The organism is Salinivibrio sharmensis, from assembly GCF_001995985.1.
Classification (GTDB): domain Bacteria; phylum Pseudomonadota; class Gammaproteobacteria; order Enterobacterales; family Vibrionaceae; genus Salinivibrio; species Salinivibrio sharmensis.
On sequence record NZ_MUFC01000013.1, the window covers coordinates 23,357 to 50,200 of the forward strand.

27 protein-coding genes and 1 pseudogene are annotated in these 26,844 nt (G+C 49.7%); 11 read left to right on the forward strand and 17 right to left on the reverse strand.

Annotated features, from left to right (window positions below; all coding sequences use genetic code 11):
- Positions 1-314 precede the first annotated feature (314 nt).
- Positions 315-2,117, forward strand: a complete 1,803-nt coding sequence (locus tag BZG74_RS12015) for a DEAD/DEAH box helicase (RefSeq protein ID WP_077772814.1) — start codon at positions 315-317, stop codon at positions 2,115-2,117.
- Between the two features lie 234 nt (positions 2,118-2,351).
- Positions 2,352-3,812 (forward strand): TrkH family potassium uptake protein, encoded by a 1,461-nt coding sequence (locus BZG74_RS12020; RefSeq protein WP_077772815.1) that lies wholly within the window; start codon positions 2,352-2,354, stop codon positions 3,810-3,812.
- On the opposite strand, the gene BZG74_RS12025 is transcribed toward BZG74_RS12020, so the two are convergent.
- The 3 genes from BZG74_RS12025 to BZG74_RS12035 all read right to left on the reverse strand — a co-directional run bounded on the left by BZG74_RS12025 (position 3,813) and on the right by BZG74_RS12035 (position 8,294).
- The gene (locus tag BZG74_RS12025; RefSeq protein WP_077772816.1) at positions 3,813-5,480 is read right to left on the reverse strand and encodes a pyridoxal phosphate-dependent decarboxylase family protein; all 1,668 of its coding nucleotides are present in this window, start codon (positions 5,478-5,480) and stop codon (positions 3,813-3,815) included.
- 165 nt (positions 5,481-5,645) lie between these two features.
- Entirely contained in the window at positions 5,646-7,556 is a 1,911-nt protein-coding gene (locus tag BZG74_RS12030; RefSeq protein ID WP_077772817.1) for a methyl-accepting chemotaxis protein, read from the reverse strand.
- Between the two features lie 504 nt (positions 7,557-8,060).
- Positions 8,061-8,294 (reverse strand): DUF3283 family protein, encoded by a 234-nt coding sequence (locus BZG74_RS12035; protein ID WP_077772818.1) that lies wholly within the window; start codon positions 8,292-8,294, stop codon positions 8,061-8,063.
- 149 nt (positions 8,295-8,443) lie between these two features.
- On the opposite strand from BZG74_RS12035, the gene BZG74_RS12040 reads away from it, so the two are divergent.
- Positions 8,444-8,821: a hypothetical protein gene (locus BZG74_RS12040; RefSeq protein ID WP_077772850.1), complete on the forward strand. Its 378-nt coding sequence runs from the start codon at positions 8,444-8,446 to the stop codon at positions 8,819-8,821.
- On the opposite strand, the gene BZG74_RS12045 is transcribed toward BZG74_RS12040, so the two are convergent.
- The 4 genes from BZG74_RS12045 to pdsR all read right to left on the reverse strand — a co-directional run bounded on the left by BZG74_RS12045 (position 8,789) and on the right by pdsR (position 12,774).
- Entirely contained in the window at positions 8,789-8,995 is a 207-nt protein-coding gene (locus BZG74_RS12045) for a DUF1289 domain-containing protein (RefSeq protein ID WP_077772819.1), read from the reverse strand. The genes BZG74_RS12040 and BZG74_RS12045 overlap by 33 nt on opposite strands.
- A 78-nt stretch (positions 8,996-9,073) precedes the next feature.
- Entirely contained in the window at positions 9,074-9,742 is a 669-nt protein-coding gene (locus tag BZG74_RS12050; RefSeq protein WP_077772820.1) for a glutathione S-transferase family protein, read from the reverse strand.
- A 111-nt stretch (positions 9,743-9,853) separates the two neighbouring features.
- The gene (gene pdsS, locus BZG74_RS12055; RefSeq protein ID WP_077772821.1) at positions 9,854-12,079 is read right to left on the reverse strand and encodes a proteobacterial dedicated sortase system histidine kinase; all 2,226 of its coding nucleotides are present in this window, start codon (positions 12,077-12,079) and stop codon (positions 9,854-9,856) included.
- Entirely contained in the window at positions 12,076-12,774 is a 699-nt protein-coding gene (gene pdsR, locus BZG74_RS12060; RefSeq protein WP_077772822.1) for a proteobacterial dedicated sortase system response regulator, read from the reverse strand. The genes pdsS and pdsR overlap by 4 nt, the downstream gene beginning before the upstream one ends.
- A 202-nt stretch (positions 12,775-12,976) precedes the next feature.
- Between pdsR and pdsO the strand changes: the two genes are divergently transcribed.
- The gene (gene pdsO / locus BZG74_RS12065) at positions 12,977-13,693 is read left to right on the forward strand and encodes a sortase-associated OmpA-like protein PdsO (protein ID WP_077772823.1); all 717 of its coding nucleotides are present in this window, start codon (positions 12,977-12,979) and stop codon (positions 13,691-13,693) included.
- Between the two features lie 106 nt (positions 13,694-13,799).
- On the forward strand, positions 13,800-14,228 hold the full coding sequence (locus tag BZG74_RS12070; protein ID WP_077772824.1) for a GNAT family N-acetyltransferase: 429 nt from the start codon (positions 13,800-13,802) through the stop codon (positions 14,226-14,228).
- A 7-nt stretch (positions 14,229-14,235) separates the two neighbouring features.
- Here BZG74_RS12070 and BZG74_RS12075 read toward each other — a convergent pair whose 3' ends face one another.
- The 3 genes from BZG74_RS12075 to BZG74_RS12085 all read right to left on the reverse strand — a co-directional run bounded on the left by BZG74_RS12075 (position 14,236) and on the right by BZG74_RS12085 (position 16,458).
- On the reverse strand, positions 14,236-14,760 hold the full coding sequence (locus BZG74_RS12075; RefSeq protein WP_077772825.1) for a methylated-DNA--[protein]-cysteine S-methyltransferase: 525 nt from the start codon (positions 14,758-14,760) through the stop codon (positions 14,236-14,238).
- 38 nt (positions 14,761-14,798) lie between these two features.
- Positions 14,799-15,230 carry a DUF3010 family protein gene (locus BZG74_RS12080; RefSeq protein ID WP_077772826.1) on the reverse strand — a complete coding sequence of 144 codons (432 nt, stop codon included), beginning with the start codon at positions 15,228-15,230 and terminating at the stop codon, positions 14,799-14,801.
- Between the two features lie 76 nt (positions 15,231-15,306).
- Positions 15,307-16,458 carry an HD-GYP domain-containing protein gene (locus BZG74_RS12085; protein ID WP_077772827.1) on the reverse strand — a complete coding sequence of 384 codons (1,152 nt, stop codon included), beginning with the start codon at positions 16,456-16,458 and terminating at the stop codon, positions 15,307-15,309.
- Positions 16,459-16,641: 183 nt separating this feature from the next.
- On the opposite strand from BZG74_RS12085, the gene BZG74_RS12090 reads away from it, so the two are divergent.
- From BZG74_RS12090 to BZG74_RS12100, 3 genes are all read left to right on the forward strand, one after another.
- Positions 16,642-17,181 (forward strand): NUDIX hydrolase, encoded by a 540-nt coding sequence (locus BZG74_RS12090; protein ID WP_077772828.1) that lies wholly within the window; start codon positions 16,642-16,644, stop codon positions 17,179-17,181.
- 17 nt (positions 17,182-17,198) lie between these two features.
- Positions 17,199-17,414: a DUF3820 family protein gene (locus BZG74_RS12095; RefSeq protein WP_077772829.1), complete on the forward strand. Its 216-nt coding sequence runs from the start codon at positions 17,199-17,201 to the stop codon at positions 17,412-17,414.
- A 236-nt stretch (positions 17,415-17,650) separates the two neighbouring features.
- On the forward strand, positions 17,651-18,466 hold the full coding sequence (locus tag BZG74_RS12100; RefSeq protein WP_077772830.1) for a hypothetical protein: 816 nt from the start codon (positions 17,651-17,653) through the stop codon (positions 18,464-18,466).
- A 152-nt stretch (positions 18,467-18,618) separates the two neighbouring features.
- Here BZG74_RS12100 and BZG74_RS12105 read toward each other — a convergent pair.
- Both BZG74_RS12105 and BZG74_RS12110 read right to left on the reverse strand, forming a co-directional pair.
- Positions 18,619-19,536 (reverse strand): annotated as a pseudogene (locus BZG74_RS12105) (IS5 family transposase).
- A 272-nt stretch (positions 19,537-19,808) separates the two neighbouring features.
- Complete coding sequence (locus tag BZG74_RS12110; RefSeq protein ID WP_077772831.1) at positions 19,809-20,324, reverse strand: hypothetical protein; 516 nt, start codon at positions 20,322-20,324, stop codon at positions 19,809-19,811.
- Between the two features lie 209 nt (positions 20,325-20,533).
- Here BZG74_RS12110 and BZG74_RS12115 point away from each other — a divergent pair, with 209 nt between their 5' ends.
- On the forward strand, positions 20,534-22,231 hold the full coding sequence (locus BZG74_RS12115) for an SgrR family transcriptional regulator (RefSeq protein ID WP_077772832.1): 1,698 nt from the start codon (positions 20,534-20,536) through the stop codon (positions 22,229-22,231).
- Here the strand turns inward: BZG74_RS12115 and BZG74_RS12120 are convergent.
- Positions 22,228-22,881 carry a hypothetical protein gene (locus BZG74_RS12120; RefSeq protein ID WP_077772833.1) on the reverse strand — a complete coding sequence of 218 codons (654 nt, stop codon included), beginning with the start codon at positions 22,879-22,881 and terminating at the stop codon, positions 22,228-22,230. The two genes, BZG74_RS12115 and BZG74_RS12120, sit on opposite strands and share 4 nt — an antisense overlap.
- A gap of 406 nt (positions 22,882-23,287) precedes the next feature.
- Here BZG74_RS12120 and BZG74_RS12125 point away from each other — a divergent pair, with 406 nt between their 5' ends.
- The gene (locus BZG74_RS12125; protein WP_077772834.1) at positions 23,288-23,716 is read left to right on the forward strand and encodes a hypothetical protein; all 429 of its coding nucleotides are present in this window, start codon (positions 23,288-23,290) and stop codon (positions 23,714-23,716) included.
- Between the two features lie 55 nt (positions 23,717-23,771).
- Positions 23,772-24,752 carry a L,D-transpeptidase family protein gene (locus BZG74_RS12130; RefSeq protein ID WP_077772851.1) on the forward strand — a complete coding sequence of 327 codons (981 nt, stop codon included), beginning with the start codon at positions 23,772-23,774 and terminating at the stop codon, positions 24,750-24,752.
- Between the two features lie 125 nt (positions 24,753-24,877).
- Here BZG74_RS12130 and BZG74_RS12135 read toward each other — a convergent pair whose 3' ends face one another.
- The 4 genes from BZG74_RS12135 to BZG74_RS12150 all read right to left on the reverse strand — a co-directional run bounded on the left by BZG74_RS12135 (position 24,878) and on the right by BZG74_RS12150 (position 26,841).
- Positions 24,878-25,123 (reverse strand): Lpp/OprI family alanine-zipper lipoprotein, encoded by a 246-nt coding sequence (locus tag BZG74_RS12135; protein WP_077772835.1) that lies wholly within the window; start codon positions 25,121-25,123, stop codon positions 24,878-24,880.
- A 175-nt stretch (positions 25,124-25,298) separates the two neighbouring features.
- On the reverse strand, positions 25,299-25,775 hold the full coding sequence (locus BZG74_RS12140; RefSeq protein ID WP_077772836.1) for a copper chaperone PCu(A)C: 477 nt from the start codon (positions 25,773-25,775) through the stop codon (positions 25,299-25,301).
- Positions 25,772-26,365 carry an SCO family protein gene (locus BZG74_RS12145; RefSeq protein ID WP_077772837.1) on the reverse strand — a complete coding sequence of 198 codons (594 nt, stop codon included), beginning with the start codon at positions 26,363-26,365 and terminating at the stop codon, positions 25,772-25,774. Before BZG74_RS12145 ends, BZG74_RS12140 begins: the two co-directional genes overlap by 4 nt.
- On the reverse strand, positions 26,362-26,841 hold the full coding sequence (locus BZG74_RS12150) for a hypothetical protein (protein WP_077772838.1): 480 nt from the start codon (positions 26,839-26,841) through the stop codon (positions 26,362-26,364). Before BZG74_RS12150 ends, BZG74_RS12145 begins: the two co-directional genes overlap by 4 nt.
- Positions 26,842-26,844: the final 3 nt, after the last annotated feature.

A 26,844-nucleotide genomic window follows, 5' to 3' on the forward strand; every position in this document is an offset into this window, starting at 1 on the left:
GATTCACTGTTTCAAAACCAACCCGTGGCACTAAAATCCTGTGACCTGACTTAAGTGCATGGAAAGTGCGGGGAATACCTGCGAATTTCGATGTTTCTGTGAACAAATTGCTATAAACCTGCCCATACGCCGCAAATTTTGTGAACTTGTTCAACTTTTTCTGGCTTTTTTGGTGTAAATAGCGCAGAATGCACATCCTTAATGACCGAGGCCCATGGCGCTGGTGACTGTCACTGCATGAAAGACAGTGTTGCATGGTTGAGCAGAACGCTTGAGGGGCCCCGTTTCGCTACACTCTATAGATTGGGATCCCAATGCAAGAATCTGTTACCAAATTTCGCCAGTTAGATCTGGCCGACACCCTTTTGTCTGCGCTTGACTCAATGGGCTTTGAAACCCCCACTCCTATCCAAGCCGCTTCCATCCCTGTACTTCTCGAAGGCCGTGATGCACTCGGTAAAGCTCAAACCGGTACGGGTAAAACCGCTGCATTCTCGCTGCCACTGCTGAACAAAGTCGATCTGAGCCAACGTAAACCCCAAGCGATCATCATGGCCCCGACTCGCGAGCTTGCCATCCAAGTCGCAGCGGAAATGAAGACGCTGGCACAGAACATCAAAGGCTTAAAAGTCCTTGAGATCTACGGTGGTGCGTCGATTGTTGACCAAATGAAAGCGCTGAAAAGCGGCGCACACATCGTGGTGGGTACGCCAGGACGTGTGAAAGATTTGATCAACCGCGATCGCCTGAAGCTTGACGAAGTGCATACCTTTATCCTCGACGAAGCGGATGAGATGCTCAAAATGGGCTTTGTGGACGATGTTACCTGGATCATGGAGCAAGCGCCTGAGAGTGCACAGCGCATCCTATTCTCGGCAACCATGCCTCCTATCGTTAAACAAATTGTTGACCGCTTCTTGCGTGAACCGGCACGTGTCGACGTCGCGGGTAGCAACCGCACGGTTGAGAAGGTTGAGCAGCAGTTCTGGGTGGTTAAAGGTGTTGAAAAAGACGAAGCGATGAGCCGTCTGCTAGAAACCCAAGACACCGATGCATCTATCGTCTTTGTGCGCACCCGCCAAGACACCGAGCGCTTAGCTGATTGGTTGTCAGCGCGCGGCTTTAAAGCTGCGGCACTGCACGGGGATATCCCGCAGTCATTGCGTGAGCGCACGGTTGATCACTTAAAGCGTGGCGTGATTGATATTTTGGTCGCGACCGACGTCGTGGCACGTGGCCTTGATGTGCCGCGTATCACTCACGTATTTAACTATGATATTCCGTTTGATGCTGAATCTTACATTCACCGTATTGGTCGTACCGGTCGTGCAGGCCGCGCGGGTAAAGCGATTTTGTTGGTACGTCCTAACCAAATGCGCATGCTGCGCACGGTTGAGCGTGTTACGCAGACCAAAATGGAAGAAATTCAGCTGCCAAACCGCGATAAAGTGGCGGAAGCGCGTGTCGCCCAGCTAGCCGGTGAGTTGGCTGAAAAGAAAGACGGCGACGCCATGGCACCTTTCATTGAGTTGATTGAGCAACTGCAAAACGATATCGACGTAGATGCAACCACCTTGGCGGCGATGCTGCTGCAGCGCCAGCAAGGTAAGCGTCCATTGTTCTACAAAGGCCCTGACCCGATGATTGCAGCGATGGAGCGTGAGAAACAACGCCGTGAACGTCGTCGTGACGATCGTCAAAATGGTACTGACCGTCGTGATACCAACCCGGCTGATTGGGATACTTATCAGTTGGACGTGGGTCGTGAGCAAGGTGTACAAGTTAAAGATATCGTCGGCGCAATTGCCAATGAGCTTGGCTTAAACAAGCAAAACATTGGCGCAATCAAGCTGGCACCAGCACATACATTTGTACAGTTGCCAAAAACCATGCCGAAAGACGTGTTTGCACAATTGCAAAAACTGCGTATTCGCCAAAAAGAGACCAACGCACAGCGTGTTGAAGGTCAAGTCATGCGCGAGCGTCGTGGTGGTGACCGCAATGGTGGCGGACGTGGCCGTAATGAGCGTGGACGTGGTGAACGTCGTTTCAACCGTGACCGCGGCAACGAGCGTCGTGGTAGCGCTGCGCGCGGCGAACGTCGTCAAGCACAGTAAAAAGAGGAAGCCGGGCAGTGATGCCCGGCTTTTTTATAACGTGTCTGCGATGTAATGCCTTGTATGCAGGGTATTAACGACGTAGATATGAGGTCTTAAACCACCATGACATTCTGGGGTAAGACCGATATAGTTAAGCAGTGAGGTGATACGCGTCACGCCACTGTTTGTCGCTACGCGTGGTGGCGATGGATCGATAAACCACGAGCGTGTTAATGATGAGTTGCCTCTGTCATGATTAACTTTAAAAATACTCTGCGTCTGCTTGGCATGCCGATTCTATGGATGGGCATTGTCCAATTTGTATTCGGGCTCTTATCGCTGTTTTTGTTTCGCGATGGGGTCTCAAAGCACTTCTTTTATCCTTCCTTGCTAATGATGATTTCATCATTGGCGATCTCGTGGCTGTTTCGGCAAAGCAAATTGAATCAGGTCACCTTTCGCGACGCTTTACTATTTTCAACGCTGACCTGGATACTAGTGGGTTTGCTTGGCGGTATTCCGATAGAGCTAGTGACTGGTGTGAGTTTCACCGATGCCACCTTTGAGTCGATCAGTGCGCTGAGTACGGCGGGTGCCACCATTTTGAGTGGCCTGGACAATATGCCTGCTTCATTCCTGCTCTATCGCCAGTTTTTACAATGGATGGGGGGACTTGGCGTGGTGATCTTTGTGGTCGCGGTATTGCCGATGCTCAACGTGGGTGGTATGCGGCTATTAAAAGCGGAAACACCCGGACCAATCAAAGACGAAAAACTCTCTCCTCGAATATCAAAAACGGCGCACTATTTGTGGGGGGTGTACATGGTGATCACCATTGTATGTGCACTGGCTTATTATGTGGCTGGAATGAGTGTGTACGATGCGATCGCACATAGTTTTTCTACCGTCTCAACCGGGGGGTTCTCCACCCACGATGCCAGTATGTGGCACTTTCGAAGCCATCTTATCTTAATGATTTCTAATGTCTTTATGCTGTTAGGCGCGATCAACTTTGGCTTGCATTTTCGTATTTTTCGTCTCGGTTGGCGCGGCCTAAAACTATATATTGATGACGAAGAATCACGGGTGTTTTTGATTGTGGTGGCGTGCCTGTCTCTGATGTTAGGCTTGTACTTGTTCGGCGAAGCGCGTTATGAGTCACTTTGGGTGTCCCTAAGCTTTGCAGCGTTCCATGTGGTCTCTTTTATTACCAGTACCGGTTTTGGCGCGGCGGACCTTAGCTCGTGGCCAGCGGCAACCGCTTTATTCTTGGTGTTTTGTGCCTATCTGGGTGGCTGCTCAGGATCAACGGCGGGCGGCAATAAAATTATTCGCGACATTGTTACTTTTAAAATCATTCGTCGCCAATTGCATCAATTGGTGCACCCGTCCGCGATCATCCCCATCCGCTATCAAGATAAGGTGGTTTCGAACGACGTGACCCAAGCGGTGATGGCGTTTATGTCGCTAGCCGCGTTAACCACAGGTGTGTTCACTTTGTTGATGATGATGACCGGGCTGGACTTTTGGTCCGCCTTTACCGCCGTGGTCGCATGTATCAATGTGCTTGGGCCAGGTTTTGGTGAAGTCGGCAGTAACTTCCAACCGGTGACAGACACTGGCATTTGGATCCTAAACGTTGCCATGATCCTTGGACGTTTGGAGTACTTCACCGTACTGGCGCTGTTTATGCCGCACTTTTGGCGTTGGTAACTAGACCAATTGCTCTGTGTACTCGGGGCATAGTGAAGCCACAAACTCATCAATGTGTGTATAACGCGTATACGGATTTAAAAATACCGCTTTTTCCCCAGGAATAAATAGGCATTGGCCATTGGGGTCAAACTCCGTGTGTGCAATAGACTCGACCCAATTGGTCTTTAGTTTTTTGCCTTGGCGCTCGAGAAAGTGTTGTCGGTGATACAGGCTATGTTGGGTAATGCTGTCAATACGCGCCCCGACTTGATGCAGGGTTTGTTCTTGTTGGAACATCGCAGCCACATCGAGTGTCGGTGAAGGTTGGTAGAGGCGAAACGCTACCGTCGGCCCCAGGTTATCACCAGCGACGACCTTGCAATGGGGGAGGGCGTCTAGGTGTGCTTTTAAATACTCGGCATTTTGCAGGCTGTGGGCAATCATGGTCTGATAACCACGTTTGCCCAACATATTGAGAGCGCAATAACTCCCATAGGCGCCTGCTGCGCCACGTGAGCACTCTATTGTCGACTGTAAATGGGTTTGCTGTGTTTTACTGGTTTCAAAATAAGAAAAATAATGCGGATCTTGCTTAAGGTGTTCCATGTCCGTTTTCTGTTTGAACATCACCAAACTGGCGGTATAGGGTACAAACCCCCACTTTTGAAAATCGATAGTGATGGAATCGGCAAAGCGTAGCCCGCGAATACGCGGTAGTAATGCTTGCAGTTTATTCTGTGTCGCGGTGTTGATCCCAATGGGGTTGGCGGCAAAATCATAATCGTTGAACATCACTAATGGCCACCCGACTGCCGCATCAACATGAATATGTGGTTTTACGGACGTGTGAAAGCGTTGGCAGGCCTGCATCGTGATCTGATACATGCGCTCAATATCATCAATCGCGAAGGTATCTGTGGTGCCAAAGGTCAGCAAAATGGTAGGCACCGGCATCTTCTCGGCTAAACAATGGTTGAGCGAGTAGGCAAAATCGTCCAGATCAAGCCGGTTGTTGGCATCCACTTTAATACGCAATACCTGGTTGGGGATATCTGTGCCCAGTAAACCGAGGTTAGTCATATTAGAATAGTGACCGGCGAGTGAGTTAATCATGCGAAAGTCTTGCCCTTGCAACCCTCGCTGGCCTGATAGCGGGAACTGCTTTCTTAACCCCATCAAATAGCCGTACAAATTGCCGAAAGTCCCGCCTTGGGTAAAGATCCCGGTTGCGTGGTCAGGGTCGTAACCAATCAAATTAGCGACTTGGCGCACGACTGTTTTTTCCAGCTCCACAGACATCCCGGCGTATTCGCTATACACGAGATTGGGGTTCGCCATGGTAGCAAGGAGAGCCCCATGTATCGCGGGATCGCAGGGGGCGGTGATCACGTTTTCTACCGCGCGAGGTGATGTCCAATCTTTGGAGTAGGTGGCGGCTTGTAGTGCCAGATGAGGCAGTGTTTTGGCGCTAATATCACTTTGCTCGGGAATATGCGTTTGTTGATTAAATTGACTCGCCGCGTCGGCCACGGCAGGATGCATGCCGTTCTCCAGCCAATGAGCCAGCTCTGGCGTCCGGTAGACAGGCCAACGATCAGGGTCTCGATTGAAAAAATGCTGACGAATGGTTTGGTATTGTTGTGCAAACGTCGCGGTTAAAGCGTGTGCTGGAAAAGAACGAGACATAGGTACAACCCTCGCCAATAGGGAGCAGGCAGTCGCGCACTGCCTGATCGGGTGAACGTCAGCCATAATCGGCTTGTGTCGTGCTGAGCCGAGTTTGGCTTGGTACGAGGTATGGCGCCGCTGATTTGCAACGCCAACTTCGCTGAGCAATATGGCTTTGGTGGTTTATTGCAACTTAAAGTTATGAACCATGCGGTCCAGCTCTTCGTTCGAGTGAGTCAGCGACTTGGTGGCCGCGGTGGTTTGATTTCCGCTTTCTACCAGCTTGTTGACCATATCCCGAATCGAGAGCATGTTCTTGCTGAGCTCTTCGGCGACAGAGCTTTGTTGCTCGGTGGCCGTGGCGATTTGGGTGCTCACATCGTCGATTTCGGTGACAGATGAGCTCATGATGGTCAAGCTGTTAGACACTTCTGAGGTTTTGTCTGCCGTGGTCTGACACTGTTCTTTGGTCTTCTCCATGGCCTCGACCACACTCGAGGTGCCATCGAGTAACGCGGTGAGCATCTCAGAAATTTCGGTGGTGCTGCTTTGCGTGCGAGCGGCGAGGGCGCGGACTTCATCGGCAACCACCGCAAAGCCTCGGCCTTGCTCGCCAGCGCGCGCTGCTTCAATGGCGGCATTTAATGCCAGCAAATTCGTTTGTTCGGATATTTCGCCAATCACTGTCAGCACGTCACTAATCCGGTTCGCGTCTTTGTTCATGCTGGTGATTCGGCCAGACATTTCCTCAACTTCATCCACTAACGCGCTGACCGTGATCACCGCGTTATCAACCACTTCTAGTGACTGGCTGGCTTCTTTACTCGCTGAGGCGGTAATGCTGTTTGACTGAGAAACGTTTTCTGCAATGTTTCTTGCGCTCTCACTCATTTGAGTGATGGCAGTAACCACTTGCTCGGTTTCGGCGGAGTGCGCGTCCAGTACAGATTCATTTTCGCTGGTGGTTTGTGACAGCTGGCTAATGTTGGCGGAGATCGCCTGACTGGACTCGGCGACGCTCAATATCATGCCTTGTAGATTTTCGACAAAGCGATTGAAACCGTCACTGATTTGCGCTAAATCATCATTGCCGTTCACATCGAGACGAGCGGTGAGATCCCCTTCGCCGCGCGACAGATCCAAAACCGCTTCTTTGAGTTTGAGTAAGGGGCGATACGAAAATTGAATAATCGCATAAATGGCCCCCAGACTGACGATCAGCAGTATCACGCCTGTCGCGACAGAATCGAATTGAGCATCGCGAACTCCCGCCAGGGCGGTTTGTTGGTCGACAAAGACCATCAGCGTCCAATATCTGTCTTCGGTTAAACTCACGCGTTGGAAATAGCCATCAAACTGAATGCCTAAATAGGGGAACGTGAGGTGACCTTGCTCGCTACTGCGGAACATACTTTCCATTTGTGAAAAGTTGGGACTAATTTGAGACGGCGTTTTACCGATATCATTGGGGTCGTCACTGGCAAAGAACACCGCGTTTTGATCCGTCAATGTCGCGGCCCCACCAGCAAAGCGCATCTCACTCACTTGAGTGATGACACTTTCTAGGGGAATATCGCCAAGCAGTGCGCCGATAAACTGGCCGTTTTCAAACACAGGAGCCACGGCACTGATCACTTTCCCACCGGTGACCTTGTCTGTATAAATTTCAGTTAAATGAATGGATTGATCGGATTTAACTGTGCGGTACCAGTCTCGGTTTCGGAAGTTATATTCGTCGGTTGTGACGCCATCGCCACTGTGGTTAGACATGTACGACGCACCGTTTTCGTAGGTCATGATCACATTGGCAATACCAGCGGTATCCGCGAGCATGCGTACTTGCGCCACATTCTCCTGACCGGTGAGAGCCGTTGAGAAGTGGTCGGCACCTTGGTCTACCGCATTAAGCTGAGACTGAACCAGCTGCTCTAGCTCCGTCACATGGTGGTCAAGCTTGTTTTGTGTTTGGGTGACCAAGGCTTCAACCATTCTATCGCGCAGCGAAAGTGCGTTAATTGAGCCGAGGATCACGAGTGAGAGCGTGACGAGCAGTCCGACCCCCCAAATAATGCGAGATTTAAACCCTAAGGTCATAGCGATTACCCCTTACTGAGCACGTATTTTCTTGTCTAAAAAGTAAGGGTGCTTCCTGTGCTTGGTGAGCGTATGTTGTCCGCTTTTTTGTGCGGTTTTTTGTGTTGCCCACCGAGGAGTCACCCAGCCAACGTTTATTTGAAATTAGTGTAGATATAGCTTTTATGCCAAATAATAAAGACTTCTTGATAAGAATAACAATAGAGGGGGAGTGCGTTTTTTGCTAGGTGGGAAGATGAAAAATGTATAACAATTTGGCGCATTTTTATTGAAAGAATTGTTAGGAAAGAAAGACAGGTGCTTGGGTTTTAAACGCGCGTGTAAGACGTCCACTTATCTAAGCGCTTTATTTTAAGTACTTATCACTAGTGAGTGAAATAAAACCAAACAGCGGCAAGGCGTTGAGACGCATGAAATCATGGTACGATGCGCTCAGCGATAAAAACCGTGTGGCGTATGCTGACTGACAGGTTCCAGCACCAGTGCGAGGGTGCTGGTGAAACCTTATTCGGAGGGAGCGGCCTCAGGGATGATAAAAGCGTCAGGTTGCGCACGGTATTTCTCTACACTGGCGAGGTACACCTCGCGTTGCCAGTCGACTAGGGCACTGGCTTCTTGCTGGTAAAGGCTTTGTGGCGCTTGGTTATTCACTACCTTCCATACAGCGTAGGCAGCTTGCTTATCGAGTTCAATTTTTTGTTTCTCGTCGGCAGGTAGATTCGCCAAGTTGACGTCCATAGCACATCTCTTATCTGATCAGGGCTCTCGGATCCTAACCGAGCCGCACGATTCCAGCAAGATTTACTCGCCGTTTACCCCGTGCTGACATTATAGGTAACAGGGTTGCTAGGCTGGATGCTTTTAAACGATAGCCAGTGGAAACCGTGATGACCTTTAATGACCAAGACAGACAGGCTTTGTACGAAACATGGATGTCTTATAAAGCTAAAGCTCGGATTACCCAGATAGAAATGGCAAAAAAGCTTGAGATCAGTCACCTTAGCTTCTCTCGGTGTATTCATGGTGACGCCGTGCTCGATAGTCGGTTTGTGTTTGCGTTTTGCCAAGCAATGGGGGTGGAGCCGAACAAGGTCATACCGAGCTTGCGCGATCGTGAACAGGTTGATCAAGACGTGCTCGTCACCAGTAAAGTGATTGTCGATGGGGCGATTGAAGCCGTGCATTATGAAGGAAGCACGGTGATCATTGAATACCGCAAACCGTTGGCACCTTCATCTAATGCCACGCTTGAACGGGTTTCGTGAGCGGCGAGGAGGCTCAGTAGGGCAAGGGTCAGGCCGATTTGCTAACTCTAACATAATCGTTTCGCGCTCGTTGTCGGTCATTTTTCCCCAGCGGACAATTTCATCAAGCGTACGTTTGCAGCCGACGCAAATATCGTCTTCACGTCGACAATGACCAATGCAAGGTGTTAACACGCGACCTCCTCAAAACGACTAAACAGTAGACAGGCAGCTAATACACTGCCTGTCCGACGCGCTAGTATAGCGATTGTGCTATCGCGTCACCATGCCGCGTACTTGTTTGGCACGTTCGTCGTCTGTTGCCTCGTTGGGCGCAGGGGTGAGTAGTGCCTTTTGACATGCAGGGCGTGCGGCGAGCTTGTCTAGCCAGGCTTGTAACGCGTCTAGTCCGGTAACATCGACACCGCTCCATTCATGGATTCTAGCCCATGGCCAGGTCGCCATATCGGCGATGGTGTAGCTGTCGCCGGCTAGATAAGGGTGTTTTTGCAGCTGTTCATCCACCACTTCTAGCAGACGGCGCCCTTCTTTTTGGTAGCGCTCAATGGCGGCGGGGATCTTCTCAGGAAAATACCGATAGAAGACATTGGCTTGCCCCATCATTGGCCCAACACCCCCCATTTGAAACATCAGCCATTGAATCGCTTGTGAGCGCGCCTTGGGATCGCTGGGTAAGAATTGCCCCGTTTTTTCCGCGAGATACAACAAAATGGCGCCTGACTCAAACACCGGAAAGTCACCATTGGCTTTATCGACAATCGCGGGAATGCGGCCGTTGGGGTTAATGGCTAAAAAGTCGGGCTGTTTTTGCTCATTGGCCATTAAATCAACGCTGTATAGTTGATAATCCAGACCCATTTCTTCTAAAGCAATGGCGACTTTCTGACCGTTAGGTGTCGCGGCAGAATAAAATTCAATCATGTTGGCTCCTTGCTAGGGGGCGTCACACTAAGTGTGACCCCGTAAAAAAGCGGCCCCTTACCAATCCGGGGCACCACTAATCAGTATTGGGGCCAATGTGGTTGAGATCAATCATCGTGTGAGCACCTGGCTATTTGACCACATTAGTGACAGTGTCACGCCATCTTGTTGCGGCCGATTCTCAGCTATCAGTGTCGCTTGGTGAAAATCGGCAATCAGTCGCGCAATATACAAGCCAAGGCCGAGATGCGGTTTATCGCTGCCATGACCGTCCGGGCGAACGCTGACCATTGAACTGAATAACTGGTCACGCATGTGCTCGGGAAGTAAAGGGCCGCAGTTGCTGACTGTCATGGCTGACTGATGGGCATCTTGTGACAGGGTCAGTGAGATAGGCGCTGTCCCATCATCAAATTCCACGGCGTTGGACACAAGCTTGTCCAGCAACTGCGCAAGGTAGTCGGGAGCCCCCAACACTTCTACAGTATGATCGGGCAGCCGTAAGGTGAACGCCTTGTCAGGGTATGCGCATTGGTAGCCTTGGGTACAACCTTCTAGCAAGGCATTGAGATTAACCGTTTCCTTGTCAGCGTTATCAAAGCTCTGCTCCAGGCGCGTGGCTTCGGTTAGTGTCGACAAAATCCCCGCGAGGCGATGAACCCCATCTTGCGCGCGATTAATGTAGGTTAATTGCTCTGGGTTGTCCTGCGTATAGGCCATATTCTCGAGCGAGGAGCGAACCACGGCAATCGGCGTGCGTAGCTCGTGGGATAACCGTGAGCTCATGGCTTCCAAGTAGTGGTTATAGCCAGCAATTCGATTAACCATGTCGGCCATAGTGCGTGACAGTCGGCCAATCTCATCATGGCTATGCGTGGTGGTTATGTGCCCGGTGACCCGGCCTTGGCTATCGATAGCATGATCGGCCTCGTGCTGAAGGCGGCGTAAACGCTTGGCAATATGGGAGCCAAATAACAGCAGCAACAGCACGCCGGTACAGATAACCGCCAGCATGACGGAAAATAAAGTTTCTAATGCCTCATTGCGTAAGCTGCGAATGCCGTTGGTGGTCTCTTCGACGATCACTGCACCGGCGACACGGTCGTCGAGCCAGATAGGATAGGCGGCCGATAAGATCATCGCTTGGTTATCGTCCGAGCTGCGCCAACCTGCATAAGGCCGCCCTTGCAACGCTTGCTGTGCCTGCACGCCCTGGTAAATAGAGGCTTGCTGCATGGCGTCGATGAAGTGATCGGGTGGTGTCACGAGTAAGCGATCATACCAAGGGCGTAGCAGTGTCTCGGTTATCCAGGGGATCAAACCCTCTGGCTGGTGTGAAGGCGACTGAGGTTGCCAAACGCCATTGGAGGTTTGAATATCACCGTCTTTGGCGAGCACGCGACTGTGCTTGTCGACGACCCAAACCCGTGAGGCATCGTTATTCATTCGCTCCACCAGAGATTGGATAGCGGCCGAGGGCATCATAAAGCTGCCCAGAGTGGTGGGAGAGCGCGTTGAAGCACTACCAATGATGGCGTTAAGTGGCCGCTCGAAAGCATTGCCGCGATCATAATAGGCAAGGGCTAATTGCTGACCCACCCATGTTGCTGGGAGTTTCACTTCAATGCTGTAGCCCTCATCTGTCGCTTGCCATTTTGCCGCAATGGGTAACGGCTGAGCGGGGCCTTCTATCGTGGTCTCATCAGCCTGCTCGGGCAGCCCGTTGGCGAGATGAGTAATGTGGGCATTGTCGCTATTGCGGGCTTGGCTTATCGCGACGCGATAAAACGCCCCTTGGGGGGATGTGAGTGCGATAATCAAGTGATCTTGACTGGTTATATCCCCCTTTTTCTGGACCGGTGTGGGGGTAGCATCGGTGACATTGATACCAAAATAGACGGAGTGGGTATTGCTGCCGGTGAGCACTGACAATGCTAGTTGGTCGCTATGGTAGGGGCCTTGATTAAAAATCAGGCCATCACGCTGGTAGAAACGTTGATGGTGGCGATCTGGGTGCCAGTCGCTCAAGTCGCCATCCAAGGTTATCGGGTGATTGAGGCGAAATGCGTGCAGATCTTTTCCTGGGTCTAACCGTGAGGGCGTTTGACGGTAAGCAAAGAGCGCTGGCCGGTCATTCATTCCCATGGCAAAGGCGCGTGCGGTGCCCATCAAGGTTTGCTCTTGCCCTTGTCGTAGTACGGTTTCCATCTCCCACACATATTGATACCCCAGGTAGGGCAGCAGCAGCAAAAAGCTCGATAGCACCACTATTTTGGTGCGGATCCCAGCCAGGTGTTGCCATACCCGACGCGCAAATGGGCGTAATCTCGCGATCATGCAGATGCCTCGTCCCAGCGATACCCCATGCCATAAACTGTACTAATACAGTCAAATTGGCTATCAACGACCATAAACTTTTTGCGAATACGCTTAATGTGTGAGGTGATAGTGCTGTCATCCACCACCGCGTGTGCTTCATCCATGAGTGCCTGCCGACTTTTTACGTGGCCCGGGCGTTTAACCAGCGCATGTACCATCCAAAACTCGGTCACAGTCAGATCAATAAGCTTATCGTGCCAATAGACGCGCATTCGATCGAGGTCAAGGTCAAGCGGCCCGCAATGGAGGCGCTTATCTTCTTTAGATGGGCTTTGTGCCAATAAGTCTGAGCGACGGAACAAGGCGGCAATGCGTGCCATCAAATGCGGCAAAGACACATCCTTGGTGAGGTAGTCATCCGCGCCCATCCGCAAGCCGACGACTGTATCTATATCACTGTCGCGAGCGGTGAGGAAAATGATCGGCACGGTCGCTGATAATGCGCGTAACGATTGGCAAAGGGCAAACCCTCCATCAATTTCACTGCCTAGCCCAATATCGATGATCGCCAAATCGGGCAACCGCAACTCAAATGCGTCTTGGGCGGATGGTCGATCTTGGTAGGTGTGAACTTGGTAGCCTTGGCGGCGAATAACATCGGCGTAGTTCTCTCGGATCGCCGCATCATCTTCCACTATCGCGATGTGTTTCATAACTCTGTCTTATTACTTGCGTTGTGATGACTATACCCAAACTGTGTGGAGAGAAAACCCTCTTCTCGCATGAAACGTAAATTGCCATTTTTTTGCCATTATTGGTCGCCAGATTGCCATTTTTACTCCCGCAAAATGCCCGAAGACCTTGCTTTAATAGCCTCATCGCCACCAGGCATTATTGATCGTAAGCGAGGATAAAATGGATATTAAAAAATTACTGACTCACTCTGTATTTGCCGTTTCCATGTATGCGGTTGCTACGCCGCAAGGGTTAGCCGCGAGTGAGGTTGAACGTAATAAGCAACCCGAACTCATTGGGATGGGAAGCGGCGCTATCGCAGGGGCGGTGGTGGCAGGCCCCGTCGGCGCGGTTGCAGGGGCCATTATTGGTACCGTGATGGGGCAGAATGCCAGCTATGAAGACTTGGCCAACGAGCAGGGTGATACGATTCAAACGATCCGAGATGAGAATCAATCACTGAGTCGTATTAGCCAAAAATACAATGAAGCGCAGCTCGAGCTGGCGCGTTTGCGCAGTGCGCAGAATCAGGTAGATGATCTTGCCTTGGCGATGAACATCCAGTTTCGCACAAGTTCAGCTGATATCGAGCCGCACTTTATGATTCAGCTTGACGAACTCGCCGGGTTTATTCAACAAATGCCAAACGCTCAATGGCAACTCGCAGGCTATGCCGACCCAAGAGGCCGTCAAGGCTACAACCAAGCGCTGTCGGAACGTCGTGTACAGGCAGTAAAAGATTATCTGGTATCGGTGGGGGTTGATCCGCGTCAGCTCAATACGGTGGCGTATGGGGACAGTCAGCCACTGGACAACCAAGCCGGCAATGAGGGCTTTTTCTTTGACCGTCGTGTGACGGTAAGCCGTATGACGGGGACGCAAACCGCTCAGCGTTAGTCACCAATACCCGCGCGCTTTTTGCAAGATAATGACGTATAACGCCTCACCGGTAGATTGAGCCAGCAGTCTGCGGGTGGGGATAACCCAAACAAGGAAGACGATAATGATAAGAAAAGCCACTGATAGAGATATCGATACTATTAGCCAACTCTGCGCGCTTTGCCAGTCAGAGGCGATAGACAAACGTCAGATGCATGCGCACATCAAGCACTTACTTAATCAGGATTTGGTGTCAGTGAATGTGGCCGAGCTTTGTGGCTTGGTGGCGGGAGTGGTGGTCTGTCAAGTGATCCCACAGCTGGGACTGTCAGGCCACATGGGGCGCATTAGTACCATTATTGTTGACGAACCGTTCCGCGATATGACCTTGGGACGTCAACTACTTATTGCTGCCGAGCAGGCGCTGTTGGCAAAAGGGTGTGATCACATTGAAGTGGTTCCAAGCTACCAAAAAGATGACGCACAAAGCTTCTACATACATTGTGGCTTTCACCTGACCCCAGAACGGCTGGTTAAACCGCTTGCCGCGTGAGCGGATGCTAAGGCAGTGCTGGATCGGCGCCGGTCAGTTCGGTTGAAACATAGTCGGGCCACTTGCCTGTGGCCTCCCACGTCAGCAAGGTGCGTTTGGCGGGTAAACCACCTCCATAGCCGACTAGTTGTCCTTGGCGACCAATAATCCGGTGACAGGGGACAATAATCGAAATTGGATTTTTGCCATTGGCACTGCCCACGGCTTGGTTGGCTTTTGGGTTACCAATAAGATGAGAAATCGCTTGATAGCTAGCCGTTTCGCCAAAGGGAATGGATTGCAGTGCCTGCCATACACGCTGTTGAAAGGCCGTGCCCCGCGGTGCAAGTGGCACCGAGAATGTCTGTCGCGTACCCGCAAAGTACTCATCCAGTTGCTGGCAGGCCAGCTCGAGAATAGTGGCGCTTTCTTGCGAACTGACGTGATCAATGTGACTCGGTGCGCGATTAGGGAGGTACAGAGCCGTTAATCCCTGGCTATTGGCCAGTAGTGTCAATGGCCCTAGCGGGGAGGAGTAGATTTTTTTGCTCATGGTACCTCCGTTTCTACGCGTTATTTTTGTATTTATTACTATTTCTTGTCTTTATTGCAATAGGCGCAAGCGGTAAGAAAGGCGTTTTCCTGAAACTGCTTTAAGCCTAGTTCCTTTAAATTTACGTCGACAGGGTGACGTTTTAGCGTTTGTTTCATCACGCTGGAGGAGAAAACTTCGGCGTCAACGCCTTCGATGAGCTGCAGCGCGGCCTCCATTTTAAAGCCGGCACTACTACCTGCAAATTTGCCTTTAGTCTGGCGCTCACGGATAACGATTTTATCCACTTGATAGTCTTCGATGAGCTTGCTCATGGTGCGATGGAAATGTTGAATGCTCTCTTGTGCTTCTGGCGAGGGTAGCGTGATTTTCTTGGCTCGACACTCCGGTACCGAAAACAAATCGTTGTCACTATCTAGCAAGACTAGGTTCGCTTCATTCGCTTTTAAATCAATCGCGCAAACTCTCATTTTTCTCTCTCTTTCCTAAAAGGCATTGTCACTGAGGGAGGGCAGTATACGCAAAAGCCCTCGCGTCGTCACAGGATTAACGAAAGGCATCAACACGAATATCGAGTGCCATTTCGCTGGTGGCACGGGCGATACGCAAATCATGGCGCTTATCGAGATCAACATATTCCACTTCACGAAACCGCTGACTCCGAACCGAATAGAACAACTTGACCACAGGGCGGGTCAGGTCTTCAAGGTTTTCTTGGCACACAAGGCCCGCGCGTCCATCTGCCAATTCCACGAGAGACCCAACAGGATAAAAGCCAATACATTGAATAAAGGCGCGCAATAAAGTGGGATCCAAATGAAACGGCGTGAGTCCCATCATGATTTTAAAAGCTTCAGACGGCGACATCGCCCGCTTGTAACAGCGGTCAGCTGTCAATGCATCATAAATATCGACAATGCCACTCATACGGCCAATGGTGTGTAACTGTTCTCCTTTTAGCCCGTTTGGATAACCATTGCCGTCCAGTTTCTCGTGATGCATCAAACTCACATCGCGGGCGATTTGTGAGAGATCTGGGATACTGTCTAAGACCGGTTGAGAAAACACTTGATGGAGTTTCATGTGGTCGAATTCTTCAGCGGTGAGTTTTCCTGGTTTATTGAGCACTTCATCGGTAATCAGCACTTTACCAATATCATGCACTAGCCCACCGACGGCAAGCTCTTGCAAAGTAGCATGATCAAACCCTAGATGCCTGCCAAAACTCACCAACAAAAAGGCCACGTTGAGCGAGTGCTCCATCAGGTAGGCACTTTTATCCCGAATGCCGCTGATCCAGGCAATGGCGTGCTGACGCTCAAAAATGTTGTCGACAATGTCACTGCCCAATGCCTCAAGGGGCGTAACATCAATGGCTTTATTGGCATAAATGTCATTTAACAAGCGACTCAGTTGTTGCTTCGACGAATCGATGAGCGCACGTGCTTTGTCAATATCCGCGCCGGTTGAAGCATACTTACCTTGATAGAGTGCGCCTTTGTACTGGATTTCATTGATATCTAGGATCTGATCAGCATCTATCCAGACATAGTTAACGCCACTTTGTTTTAGTTTTTGGATAGTCTCAGGACGGCGAACATAGCCAGGCTTTGCTATGCGTGTTCGGGAATGTTCAGTTTCGATTCGTTCAACATACATACCAAGGGTTAGCTGCTGTATGTCAATTTTTTGCAACATCCTAGATTGTCCTTTCTGCAACATTATCCTGACTTGCATCACAGCATCAGTATTACTCAAATAGCGCACTAACGTTATTCAAAACGCGGATAAAATTAAGTTTTTGTGCGCGCAGAAATCATCCGCTTTGTGATGCGTTATGTGTGATATGCTTGTGCGCCTTTTTTAATGACGCGAGTTACTATGCAAATCATAGCCAAACATACGGATGAGCGGGTACTACCGCTGGCAGGTAAAGCCATTATCAAGCGAAATGCTGCGCGAGCCATCGCGTTAGATGGCGATGAGATTTTGCTGATGTATACCGCACGTTATGATGATTATTCGCTCCCAGGTGGCGGTATGGATGAGGGGGAAACCCCAGAGCAAGCCATGATCCGTGAGTTAGAAGAAGAAACAGGCGCGCAACATATTCGAGATATTCGCCCGTTTGGGTGTTTTGAAGAGTACCGCCCCTGGTATCGAGATGGTGCCGATGTGATGCATATGTTTTCTTACTGCTTCTATTGCCAAGTCGATCGAGAACTTGGCACTCCCACGTTCGAGCACTACGAGATCCATAACGGTATGCGGCCTGTGTGGGTGAGCCTTGACCATGCAATTGCGCATAACAAAGCGGTGATGGCAAACAGTGAGAAAGCAGGCCAATCGCTGGTCCGTGAAACCATGTTGCTTGAGATGATTGCTCAGCAGCGTGAGAACACCCAACAAGCCACGGCGTAATCGACAAGGTATGCTTCATGGACAAAGCGCAACTGATTAAACTGGCCAACATGCCCATGCCGTTTGGCAAGTACGCAGGCCGTGTATTGATTGATCTGCCTGAAGAATATCTGTTGTGGTTTCAAAACAAAGCCGAGTTTCCGAAAGGCGAGTTAGGGGAGCTGATGCAATTGTGCTTAGCATTAAAAGTTGAAGGCTTAGAAAGCGTCGTTAAGCCTTTAAAGCGGATATAACCTGCCCCGACTCAAACAGTCAGGCCATCCGTCTGACTGTTTTTCCCTCATCTCGCGCTGGTGACGAGAAGAAAGCTCTCTCGGTTGCTTAGATTTCCCTTTTCCCTGTGTGAGTTTGGATGATTGAATACTAAATTCACGAAAGATCCATTTGACTTACTTTTTGTAATGCAAGTAATGTGTAGATAAAACCATGATTGATTCACAGAATCCAAAGATTAGCAATAGAGAGTAGAATGTTCGAAAAAAATAAAGGGTTGCTTGTTAGTATTGTTATTACTACTTATTTGATAATAATGATCACTTTACATCGATATCCTGATATGTCCGTTGGTGATTTAGCAAGTATTTTTGCAGCGCTAACATCAACAGCAGCGATTGCTTTTACTGTTATTTCAGCAAAAAATCAGAAAAAACAATGGCTCAACGATAGCTTTATAAAGTATGAGGCTGAACAACTACTAAATTTCCGTAAGATGTTAGTTGAAGCTGATGACTCAATAAGTTTTTTCCTAAACACATATCTGCAACCTGATAACAAATATGGGGGAACACCACCAAAACAAGCACCCCAAATAAAATACTCAGAATTGTCTGCTCACTTCAACCAACTGGTAAAACTGAATGACTACTACAATACAAATCAACATATTTTTCGAAAGCATAGATTAGAACGAAAGCTTGAGTGTATTACTTTGCTCTTAGAGTCAGCTCGATACGCTCCTGAACGAGATATCAACTACCAATTTATTGGAGAAGAAGATGCGATCTGGACTTATAGAGTTGAGGATGAGGTGCTCGAACAGATTTTGAGTTTCAATGTTTTTGCACATATCCATTTTGATATCAATCCAAATCAACCAGAATCAATCGATGAAATGAATGTATATTTGAAAAAAGACCGCTTTAAAGAGTTGGAAAGATTACGAGGTCTCACAGGACAATCTTTGCTATCATTATCGTTTGACATAAACAAACTTACTACGTTTTCAGATACCGCATTACCATCATCGTTCAATGGCTATAGAAAAAAGTTTTTTACTAAAAAGTAAAATAGCGATAGCTAAAGCCACTCCAACGATGATGGCAAGTATGGTGTTTAATATAGTTACTGTACCGATAAAAATAAAAGCTTTCCATACTATTAGGGCGTTGTTGATCAAATCATTCATCTAACGCACTGATCCCAATGGGATTACTCCCATCAATCAACTCGGTAACTAACAGGCATACCAAGTCTTATGACTTTGTTTATTGCTTTCACGTTGGCCAATGCTTCGCCAACTTGTGCATCGTAATCACGTAGTATCAGCTGAGGGCTGATTAACGTTTTGTATCGAGACATGCCTGTTTCTGACAGAGAGCGTTGGTGATAACCTTCTTCTCGTTTCCAGTTTGCCAAGTTACCTGACTTTAAGGCGCTGACGGCTGCATTGCGAGGGTGACCGTCCTCCCAATAACCCGCATTGCTGCGCGGTGGGATGGTCGGTTTGATGCCTTTTTTCTTGAGCACCTGATGACAGTCTTTCGTATCGTAAGCGCCGTCAGCACTGACTTGGGCAATTTTTCGGCGTAACGGGTTGAGCAGCGTCGGCAAGGCTTCATTGTCACCAACAGACGCTAAGCTAACGACGGCAGAAATCACTTCATGTGTACTGTCGTCAATCGCGAGATGCAGCTTGCGCCAAACACGGCGTTTTTCCTTGCCATGCTTGCGCATTTTCCATTCCCCCTCGCCGAACACTTTTAAACCGGTGGCATCAATGACGACGTGCGCAACGGGCCCACGACTGGGTAACCGGTAGTTAACCTCAACCGTCTTCGCCCGTTTACTGATACAACTGTATGACGGCTATTTGAGCGGTACGTCCATCAGACCAAATATCGAGTCGAGAAAGCCTTGCAGGGCGCGAAGAGGGAGCTTGAAAATACCTTTAACCATCAGCGCTGTTTCAATGGCACCATCGGTAAACGTAAAGCCTCTGCCTCGTTTGCCATGATGCTCTTTGCAGTGCCAAGTCTGGATAGCGGCGTCATCAACCCAAAAGGTAATCGAACCACGGTTAATCAATGCTTGATTGTATTGCTTCCAATTGCTGATTTTGTACTTGGCTTTGCTCATCATCTGAGACCTGTTTTGAGGCTTTGATGATCTGATCGCGGCTCGGATGATAAGTTCAATGATTTAGGAAACAACGCCTACTATTAGTAATCTATATCTTTCTATATTGATGAGGAACACAACACACGTCTGTCTAGGACCTTCACAGATGGCACTTCTAAACTCAGAAGTGCCCACAAAAAATCCCGCTTTCTTCTCCCAAACATAACACCCTCTTTCCCGTGAAGTACTCCTTGAATGATGAGCGTTGTAAGGTCGCTTGAGCGTCAGGGTTATCCGGCAATTACCCATTGGCGGTTGTCGTTAGTCGCCTCCATCATTGCGCGTAGAAGTTGTGCGCGGGCGTCGTCGCTGGGGGCAATCAGATCATAAATACCGCTGACCGTTTGACCGTCTAACACTGTATCGACCCGCATAGCAGCGGCGCAGGTTTCCCCATTTAGAGTACCGATACATAGAGACACAGTGGCATCCGCAATTTCAACGCCATCTTCAAGGGCTAGTTGCGCGAAATAGGCCAGCATATTAGCACGATCTGACTCTGGCCACTGTTGAGCCTGAAGCTTGGCATACTGAATCATCAGTGGGTGATTGTCGACCCAATAGAGAGTGAGTGGCTGATGAGTGGGTGCGTCTGGTTTGTCAAAAGGTTGTGGGGGATGAGCAGCGGCATGATAGATATCAAAACCCGCAAGGCTTTCCTTGGTTGGGAATTGCGCTTTTTTTACGTGGCAAGCCATCCAGCGTTGTTTGATATCAAAATGGGAAATAACAGCCGGCGCGATCATAAACACCCTATTCATTATCGACAAAGAGGAAGCATCATAACTGAGTCAGTTGGAATAACAAACCACTGTCGGGGAATGGCGGTTTGTAATGCCTGCCAGAGATCACAGCCTGAGTGCGAGTGATCAAGATATGAGCAGACGTCATGCCTTGTTCTGCGTAAAATAGGAAATACTTCCACTGGTTTTTGTGATTATTGGGTTCCTCTTTTATGTCAGGTCAGCGACTTCGCGCACAGTTCACCCGCCTTTATCATCACTTTAACGGCGACGATACCGATACCACACTACAGGCCGTCGCTGACATTTTGGCATGTACGCGGCGTAATGCGCGGATGGTGCTGAGTAAACTAGAAGAGCAAGGCTGGCTGACCTGGCAACCTTCCGTGGGGAGAGGGAAGCTCTCACGCCTTGCGTTCTTGCGCAGCGAAATAGCACTAAGAGAAGAGCAGGCAGCACATTGGTTGGTGCAGGGCAAAATGGATCAAGCCCTAGCGTGCCTGGATCATGATTCGACCAAACTCGCGGCGTTAATTCAAAAGCAAATGGGGCCAAGTACGCAAAACGGGCGGCAAATTGTACGCTTACCTTATTACCGCCAGCTTGAAACCCTCGACCCTTGTAAGCCTTTGCGCCGTTCCGAGCAGCATATCGTGGGGCAAATTTTCAATGGCTTAGTGCGATATGGTGACAGTGAGCGGGTTGTTGCACCGGATTTAGCCCATCATTGGGAAGCGGTGTCGCCGACACATTGGCGGTTTTATCTTCGCCCAGGTGTTCGCTTTCATGATGGCCGGCTGATGGATGAGCAGGATGTGGTTGCAAGCTTATCTAACCTTTCAACACGGCGATTCTTTGCTCATCTTTTACGTGTCGAGTCACCGGGACCGAGGATGATTGATGTGTACCTTTCCTCTCCTGACCCGAGGTTTGATCATACGCTTACCTTGCCTGAAGCAGTCGTTCGCCCGGCTGAGCGACAAAAAAGCAAGCAATGTGACGATCAACCGATAGGCACGGGCCCTTATCGCGTGGCAGAGAAGCAACCCCATCGCTTAGTGCTTGAGGCATTTGATGAGTATTTTGGCTATCGCGCGCTGACCGATGAAATCCAGATTATGGTCTTTGACGAGGCGGCAATGTGTTATTTAACCCCGAGTACCTCGTTGACGCCGGAACGATTAGCAAGCCACCAAACCAAGCTTAGTCAAAAACTAGAGATGGATCAGGGGGCGGGTTACCTGTTGCTGAATTGTCGGAATGGGTTGGCAAAACAGGCGGCTTGGCGTGAATACTTGCACGCCAAGCTATCATCTTTGCAGCTGCTTCCGCGTTTGGCGCATTGTGGCATGGGCGAGTACCGGCTTTTTAACGCTTATGGGCTCATGCCTGGTTGGATGCATCATGAGCAGGCAGATGCAGCGCCAAGTGCTCCTGCTCCGACGTCACTGACGATCGCCTATCTATCTGAGCATCCTTTGTATCCGATTATTGCGAAAGCGATGCAGGCACACTTAAGTGAGGATGGCATTCAAGTTAACACTCTCGCGCTATCTTCTGCTGATTACTTTAGCGGTCAACACGGTCGTAAAATCGATATTTGGCTGGGGGCATTGAGTTTTGGCGAGCGCGGTCAGGCGGGGCTATTCAACTGGCTTGGCACGCATGATCTTATCTTGAGTGCTTGTACTGACCATATGCTCGAAACCATTGATGCCTATACTCAGCGCTGGCGAGAGACACAAGATGATGGCTGTGCGGAAAACTTGGCCCGACACTTGGTGGCCCATCAAATGGTGCCGTTGTTTCATATCTGGATGGGCGTCATGGCGACGCCAGATCTACAGGATGTGGCATCGAATGCTGTGGGTTGGTTTGATTTTAAATCCGTGTGGCATAAGCCGCATTAAAGACTGTTATTGTCCTCTTCAACACCGAGCGGGAACGTGGCGGTGAGTAGAAGGTATTTGTGCAACGGTAAGCTATCCTTTATGCGAAACAAAGGGTGAAAGATACGGTATCTTCCCTCGGTTAACCCCAAGGGTGCGATGGCCTCAGCAAGGCTAGTTGTCGCACTGGTTAGTCGGATACCTTGTGCTCTGTAGGCGTCAGCATGGATAGGTTGATGGCCTAACCACCAAGAAGGGATGGCTTTGCTGGCGTTGGTTCGGTCTATCCAGTGATCACTGACCACAATCACGCGCCCAGGCTCGGCAGGGTCTGTGATGCCATGATTCAATAGCCAAGCAACGTCACGCACTAAGGCATCACGACAGGCGTTATTGCCGCTGAGTAGTCGGTGGGCGAGTATGTATATCGCGCTGCCATCAAGTTGTAGTTGATAAACGGTTTGGCTATGTGGGCGAGTATCATCAAGCAGGTTAAACTGTGTGGGCTTGTCGTGTGCTTCTAGCACTCGCATGAGTCGACGTGCGAGTGCTTTGCCCATGTGGGGATCACGCATCCCTCGGTTATGAACCGTCGGGTAGTGATGCTCGCACAATTTGACGCAATCTTGCTGAAACTGGCGCAGTGCCAGCGAGATCAGATCATCTAACAAAAACCCGTTACTCCTACCAAAAACGTCTTGAAAGCGGATGTTGCCTTGTCGTGCACACTCTTAAAGGTGCACAACCTAAAGTATGCAGTATATCACTTAAATCGCCCAATAAATCAGGGAGAAACGCTACTTTGTGCGCACTTTCTCATCGCTTTAGCTTTGAAACTGATGATCGGTGGCCTTTTGGGACGCGCAAACGGCACGATCGGCAACAAGCACGCATGCGAGTATTGGCAGATTATTGCCACCCTGTTCGGCTAGGTGCCGATGAATGGAGCCCATGTGCCGTCGATTTAGATAAAACAGAACACAAAATACGCATCATGGCGTGATTTTTCATCACATTTCTCTTGGCACCAAAATTGCTTCACTGCCATTGCATGTTTCAGTGATACAACGGAATACAATGAATTTTAACGTTTTGCTTCGTACGGCAATTTGGCTGATTGCTGCTTCTGTACCTGTTTCTTCTTATGCGGCGGACGGCCTTGCGGCGGGGGTTTTCTTTGGCTCGCCAATGTCAGGTGTGACCGTGAAACAAAATCAGTTCAAAATCCATGCGGGTATCGACAAGTTTGGAGTGGCAGTGGATGGCACGTGGAACTTGGGAGAATGGCTCGGACGGATGGAATATGCTCCGATGTACGTGTACGCTGGTGGACAGTGGGTGGATGACTCAACGCACCAATGGGGGCCGCGAGCAGGGCTCGGCGTGACGCTTCCGGTTGGTACTGGCGATATGGAGTTGTTCGCCGAGGCGGGCACGACGTGGTATTGGGAGGAGAAAGGCGATATTGAGTTTGAAGGCGCCGCAGGAGCGCGGATTTATTTCTAGCCTACTTCCGTCGTTGTTAAGCGAAAAGGTCGCACGGCTGGGGTTAGCCTGTGCGATGCTTTGGGCGCTGGATGTGCCAGGCGCGTTAGCCACGCAGTACCCGTTACCCACAGATGGCAGTCGACTTGTTGGCTATCCAGAAGCGCACATCGTCAAAGAGGGCGAGCACTTAGAAGCCATTGCCAAAGACTATGATATGGGGTTTCTCGCGCTTTTAGCGCTCAACCCAGGGATTGATCCCTACTTGCCTGAACCCGGTTCTCTGGTGCGCTTACCCAACCAGCTCTTGTTGCCCCCGCCTCCTCACTCGGGGATTGTGATCAATCTTGCTGAATTACGTTTGTATTATTTTCCCGAACCAGACGCTAAGGCGAAGGGAGAAAAGGTGGACGTTCAACGTGATGTTCATGTCTTTCCCATCGGGATTGGTAGAGTGGGGCGCGAAACCCCCACCATGAGTACCTATATTAGCCAAAAGCGCGAACACCCGACGTGGACGCCACCACAAAGCATTCGAGAGGAATATAAAAAGGAGCGTGGCATTACCCTACCGGATGTGGTGCCAGCCGGTCCTAATAATCCGTTGGGCGATCACGCTTTAAGACTGGGTTATGGCCACGGTGAGTATTTAATCCATGGTACGAATAAGTCGTTTGGCATTGGGCTGCGAGTCAGTGCGGGTTGTATCCGGCTTCGCCCTGATGATGTGGCATGGCTGTTTGACCAAGTAGACATTCATACACCGGTGAGGGTGATTAATCAGCCGGCGAAGTTGAGCGTTGAGCCTGATGGACGCGTGATGGTTGAGGCGCATCGCCCCTTGTCAAAAAACGCAAGTGAGACCAAAGAACGTTTGGCGATTGAGCCTGATCCTCAGGTATTAGCGATTTTGGAGCGATTGGAGCTGTCGACTCGGCGCTACCGCGCCGCTTTATCCGTGCAGGAAGGAACACCGATCGAAGTAGCAGCGTTGACACCAGCACAGCTACAAGCCTGGCAGCGCTTAGAACGTCTGAATGTAGACACGAAGCGTTGACGTGATTGGGGTAGAAAAAATGCGTGCAATGCGCTGATGCAGATAGCGGGCAACGAGATAAAAAAAACGGCGCAGGGATTGCGCCGTTTTTTTTTATTCAATGCGTCATTGGTGGTAGCACTACGTTATTTCGTGTAAGATTGCGCCATGTTATCGATGCGCTTGTTAGCACGTTTGGCTTCGTCGTAGGCCATTTGAGAGGTATCTTTGGTATCACTCACGTCACTTTTCATCATGGAAACGTCGTTGGACAATGCATCGACTTTCGCTGATAAATCATCAACGCTTTGTTGTAACGCTGTGTTGCTGGTACAGCCGACGAGTAACATGCTCGATGCGATGGCGGCTAGCGCCATTGGACGGATTTTCATAAATAACCTCGCTATTGTTGTTTGTCATAGCAATCGCGTCGTCAGGGTCACGCATGAGCGCGACTATCGTCAACCTTAGACCCTCTAACGCATTTTTGCTGGATAATCCTTTACTTAAATAGCATTGCTTGACCCAGTTAACATTTAGCGAGGTGAACAATGATAGAGATAGCGGTTATTCGTGGTTAGTGTGCATCTCTTTGCTGTGGTGTTTCATTCCCGCCATGACTGACTTCACAGGGATTTTTTTGGTCAGTGAATGACCGTCCGCGGTGTTTAATGTCAATGAAATGTGCTCGCCTACTTTGAGTGGCTGAGTAAGATCAAACAGCATCACGTGTAGGCCGCCTGGCTTTAACGTGACTTGTTCACCTTTAGGCACCAGGATTTGCGCGATTTGTCGCATTTCCATCATGCCATCCACCATCGCGTGTTCATGCAGCTCAACCCGCTTGGCGGCAGGAGTGCTCGCGCTCACTACCCGTTTTAGCACGTCACTTTGATTATCAATAATCATAAAAGCGGCACTATTTGGTGCGCCAGGTGCAGTGGCACGCGCATAGGCATCATGAATAAAAAACTCACCATGGGCATGTACGAATGGTGCAACCATAAAGGCGATAGCGGCAACAAAAGATTTGAATGATGTCATTGTTGTTCCTTGTTTTTGTCAGTGACCCGTTCAATCGCTGCGACCAGCATCTCAGGGTTTAAAGTGTGGGGGACTTTTTCTAACAGCTCACCATTAGGTGAGAGAAAATAAAAAAAGGAGCTGTGATCTACGGCATAGTCCATGGCGGAGTCTTCCAGCTCGGTGATGCGGTATAAAACCCCGTAGCGCTTTGCCAGCTGTGCGATTTGTGCTTCGGAACCACTGGCGCCGGTTATGCTGGGGTGGAAAAAATGGGCATACTCCGCTGCTTTCTCGCTTGTATCACGCTTTGGGTCTAGGGTGATAAAGATTGGCGACACTGCGTTTCGTGTCGACTCAGGGAGCGATTTTAACGCTGCAGACAATACGGCGAGTGAAGTGGGACAAACATCAGGGCAATGGGTATAACCAAAATAAACAATGCGCGGACGTGGGTCATCGCTGTTGTAAAGATCAAACGGTTGTCCTTGTGACTCTAATGTCCCTGCTTGCGCCTGCTGTTGTGAGGTTTGATAGTTATCAAACAGCGCGCGGGCACCTAAGCCAAAACAAACAGCAATAATGGCGACAAGCCAAGCTTTCTTACTCATAGTCGCTCCATGCGTACTTTAATGGGGAGTGAGTTGTTTGCGTCATCATTCAGGGTAATGGTTCCTGCCCATGTCATGCTGTCTTCGGTGCAAACGGGCAGCATCAACTCGCCTTGATAGGTGAGTGTATCGATTTTTTTGAGCGCAAGCCGATATTCACCCATATTCATTTCGACTCCTTTAAGCTTGACGATCATGGTATCCGTAGCAAGCGGTTGGGGGGCGGTTACCGTGAGGGTATTGGCATGTAGTGGATGAACCATTGGACTGCCTAAGCTGGCTTGATAGTCCTTGTATTGGCACGTCTGTTGATTGAGCGAGCAGTATGCGGCTGGCGCGATACTTGAACTCGAGGTGGTAGAGAAAAAGCCAGATAGCCAAGAGGGAAGAAAAAAAGCAACCACTGCCAGCATCAAAAGACCGACAGTGATAAATAGTGGGCGACTCACGGGTGATTGTGAGGGTGATGTATTCATGAT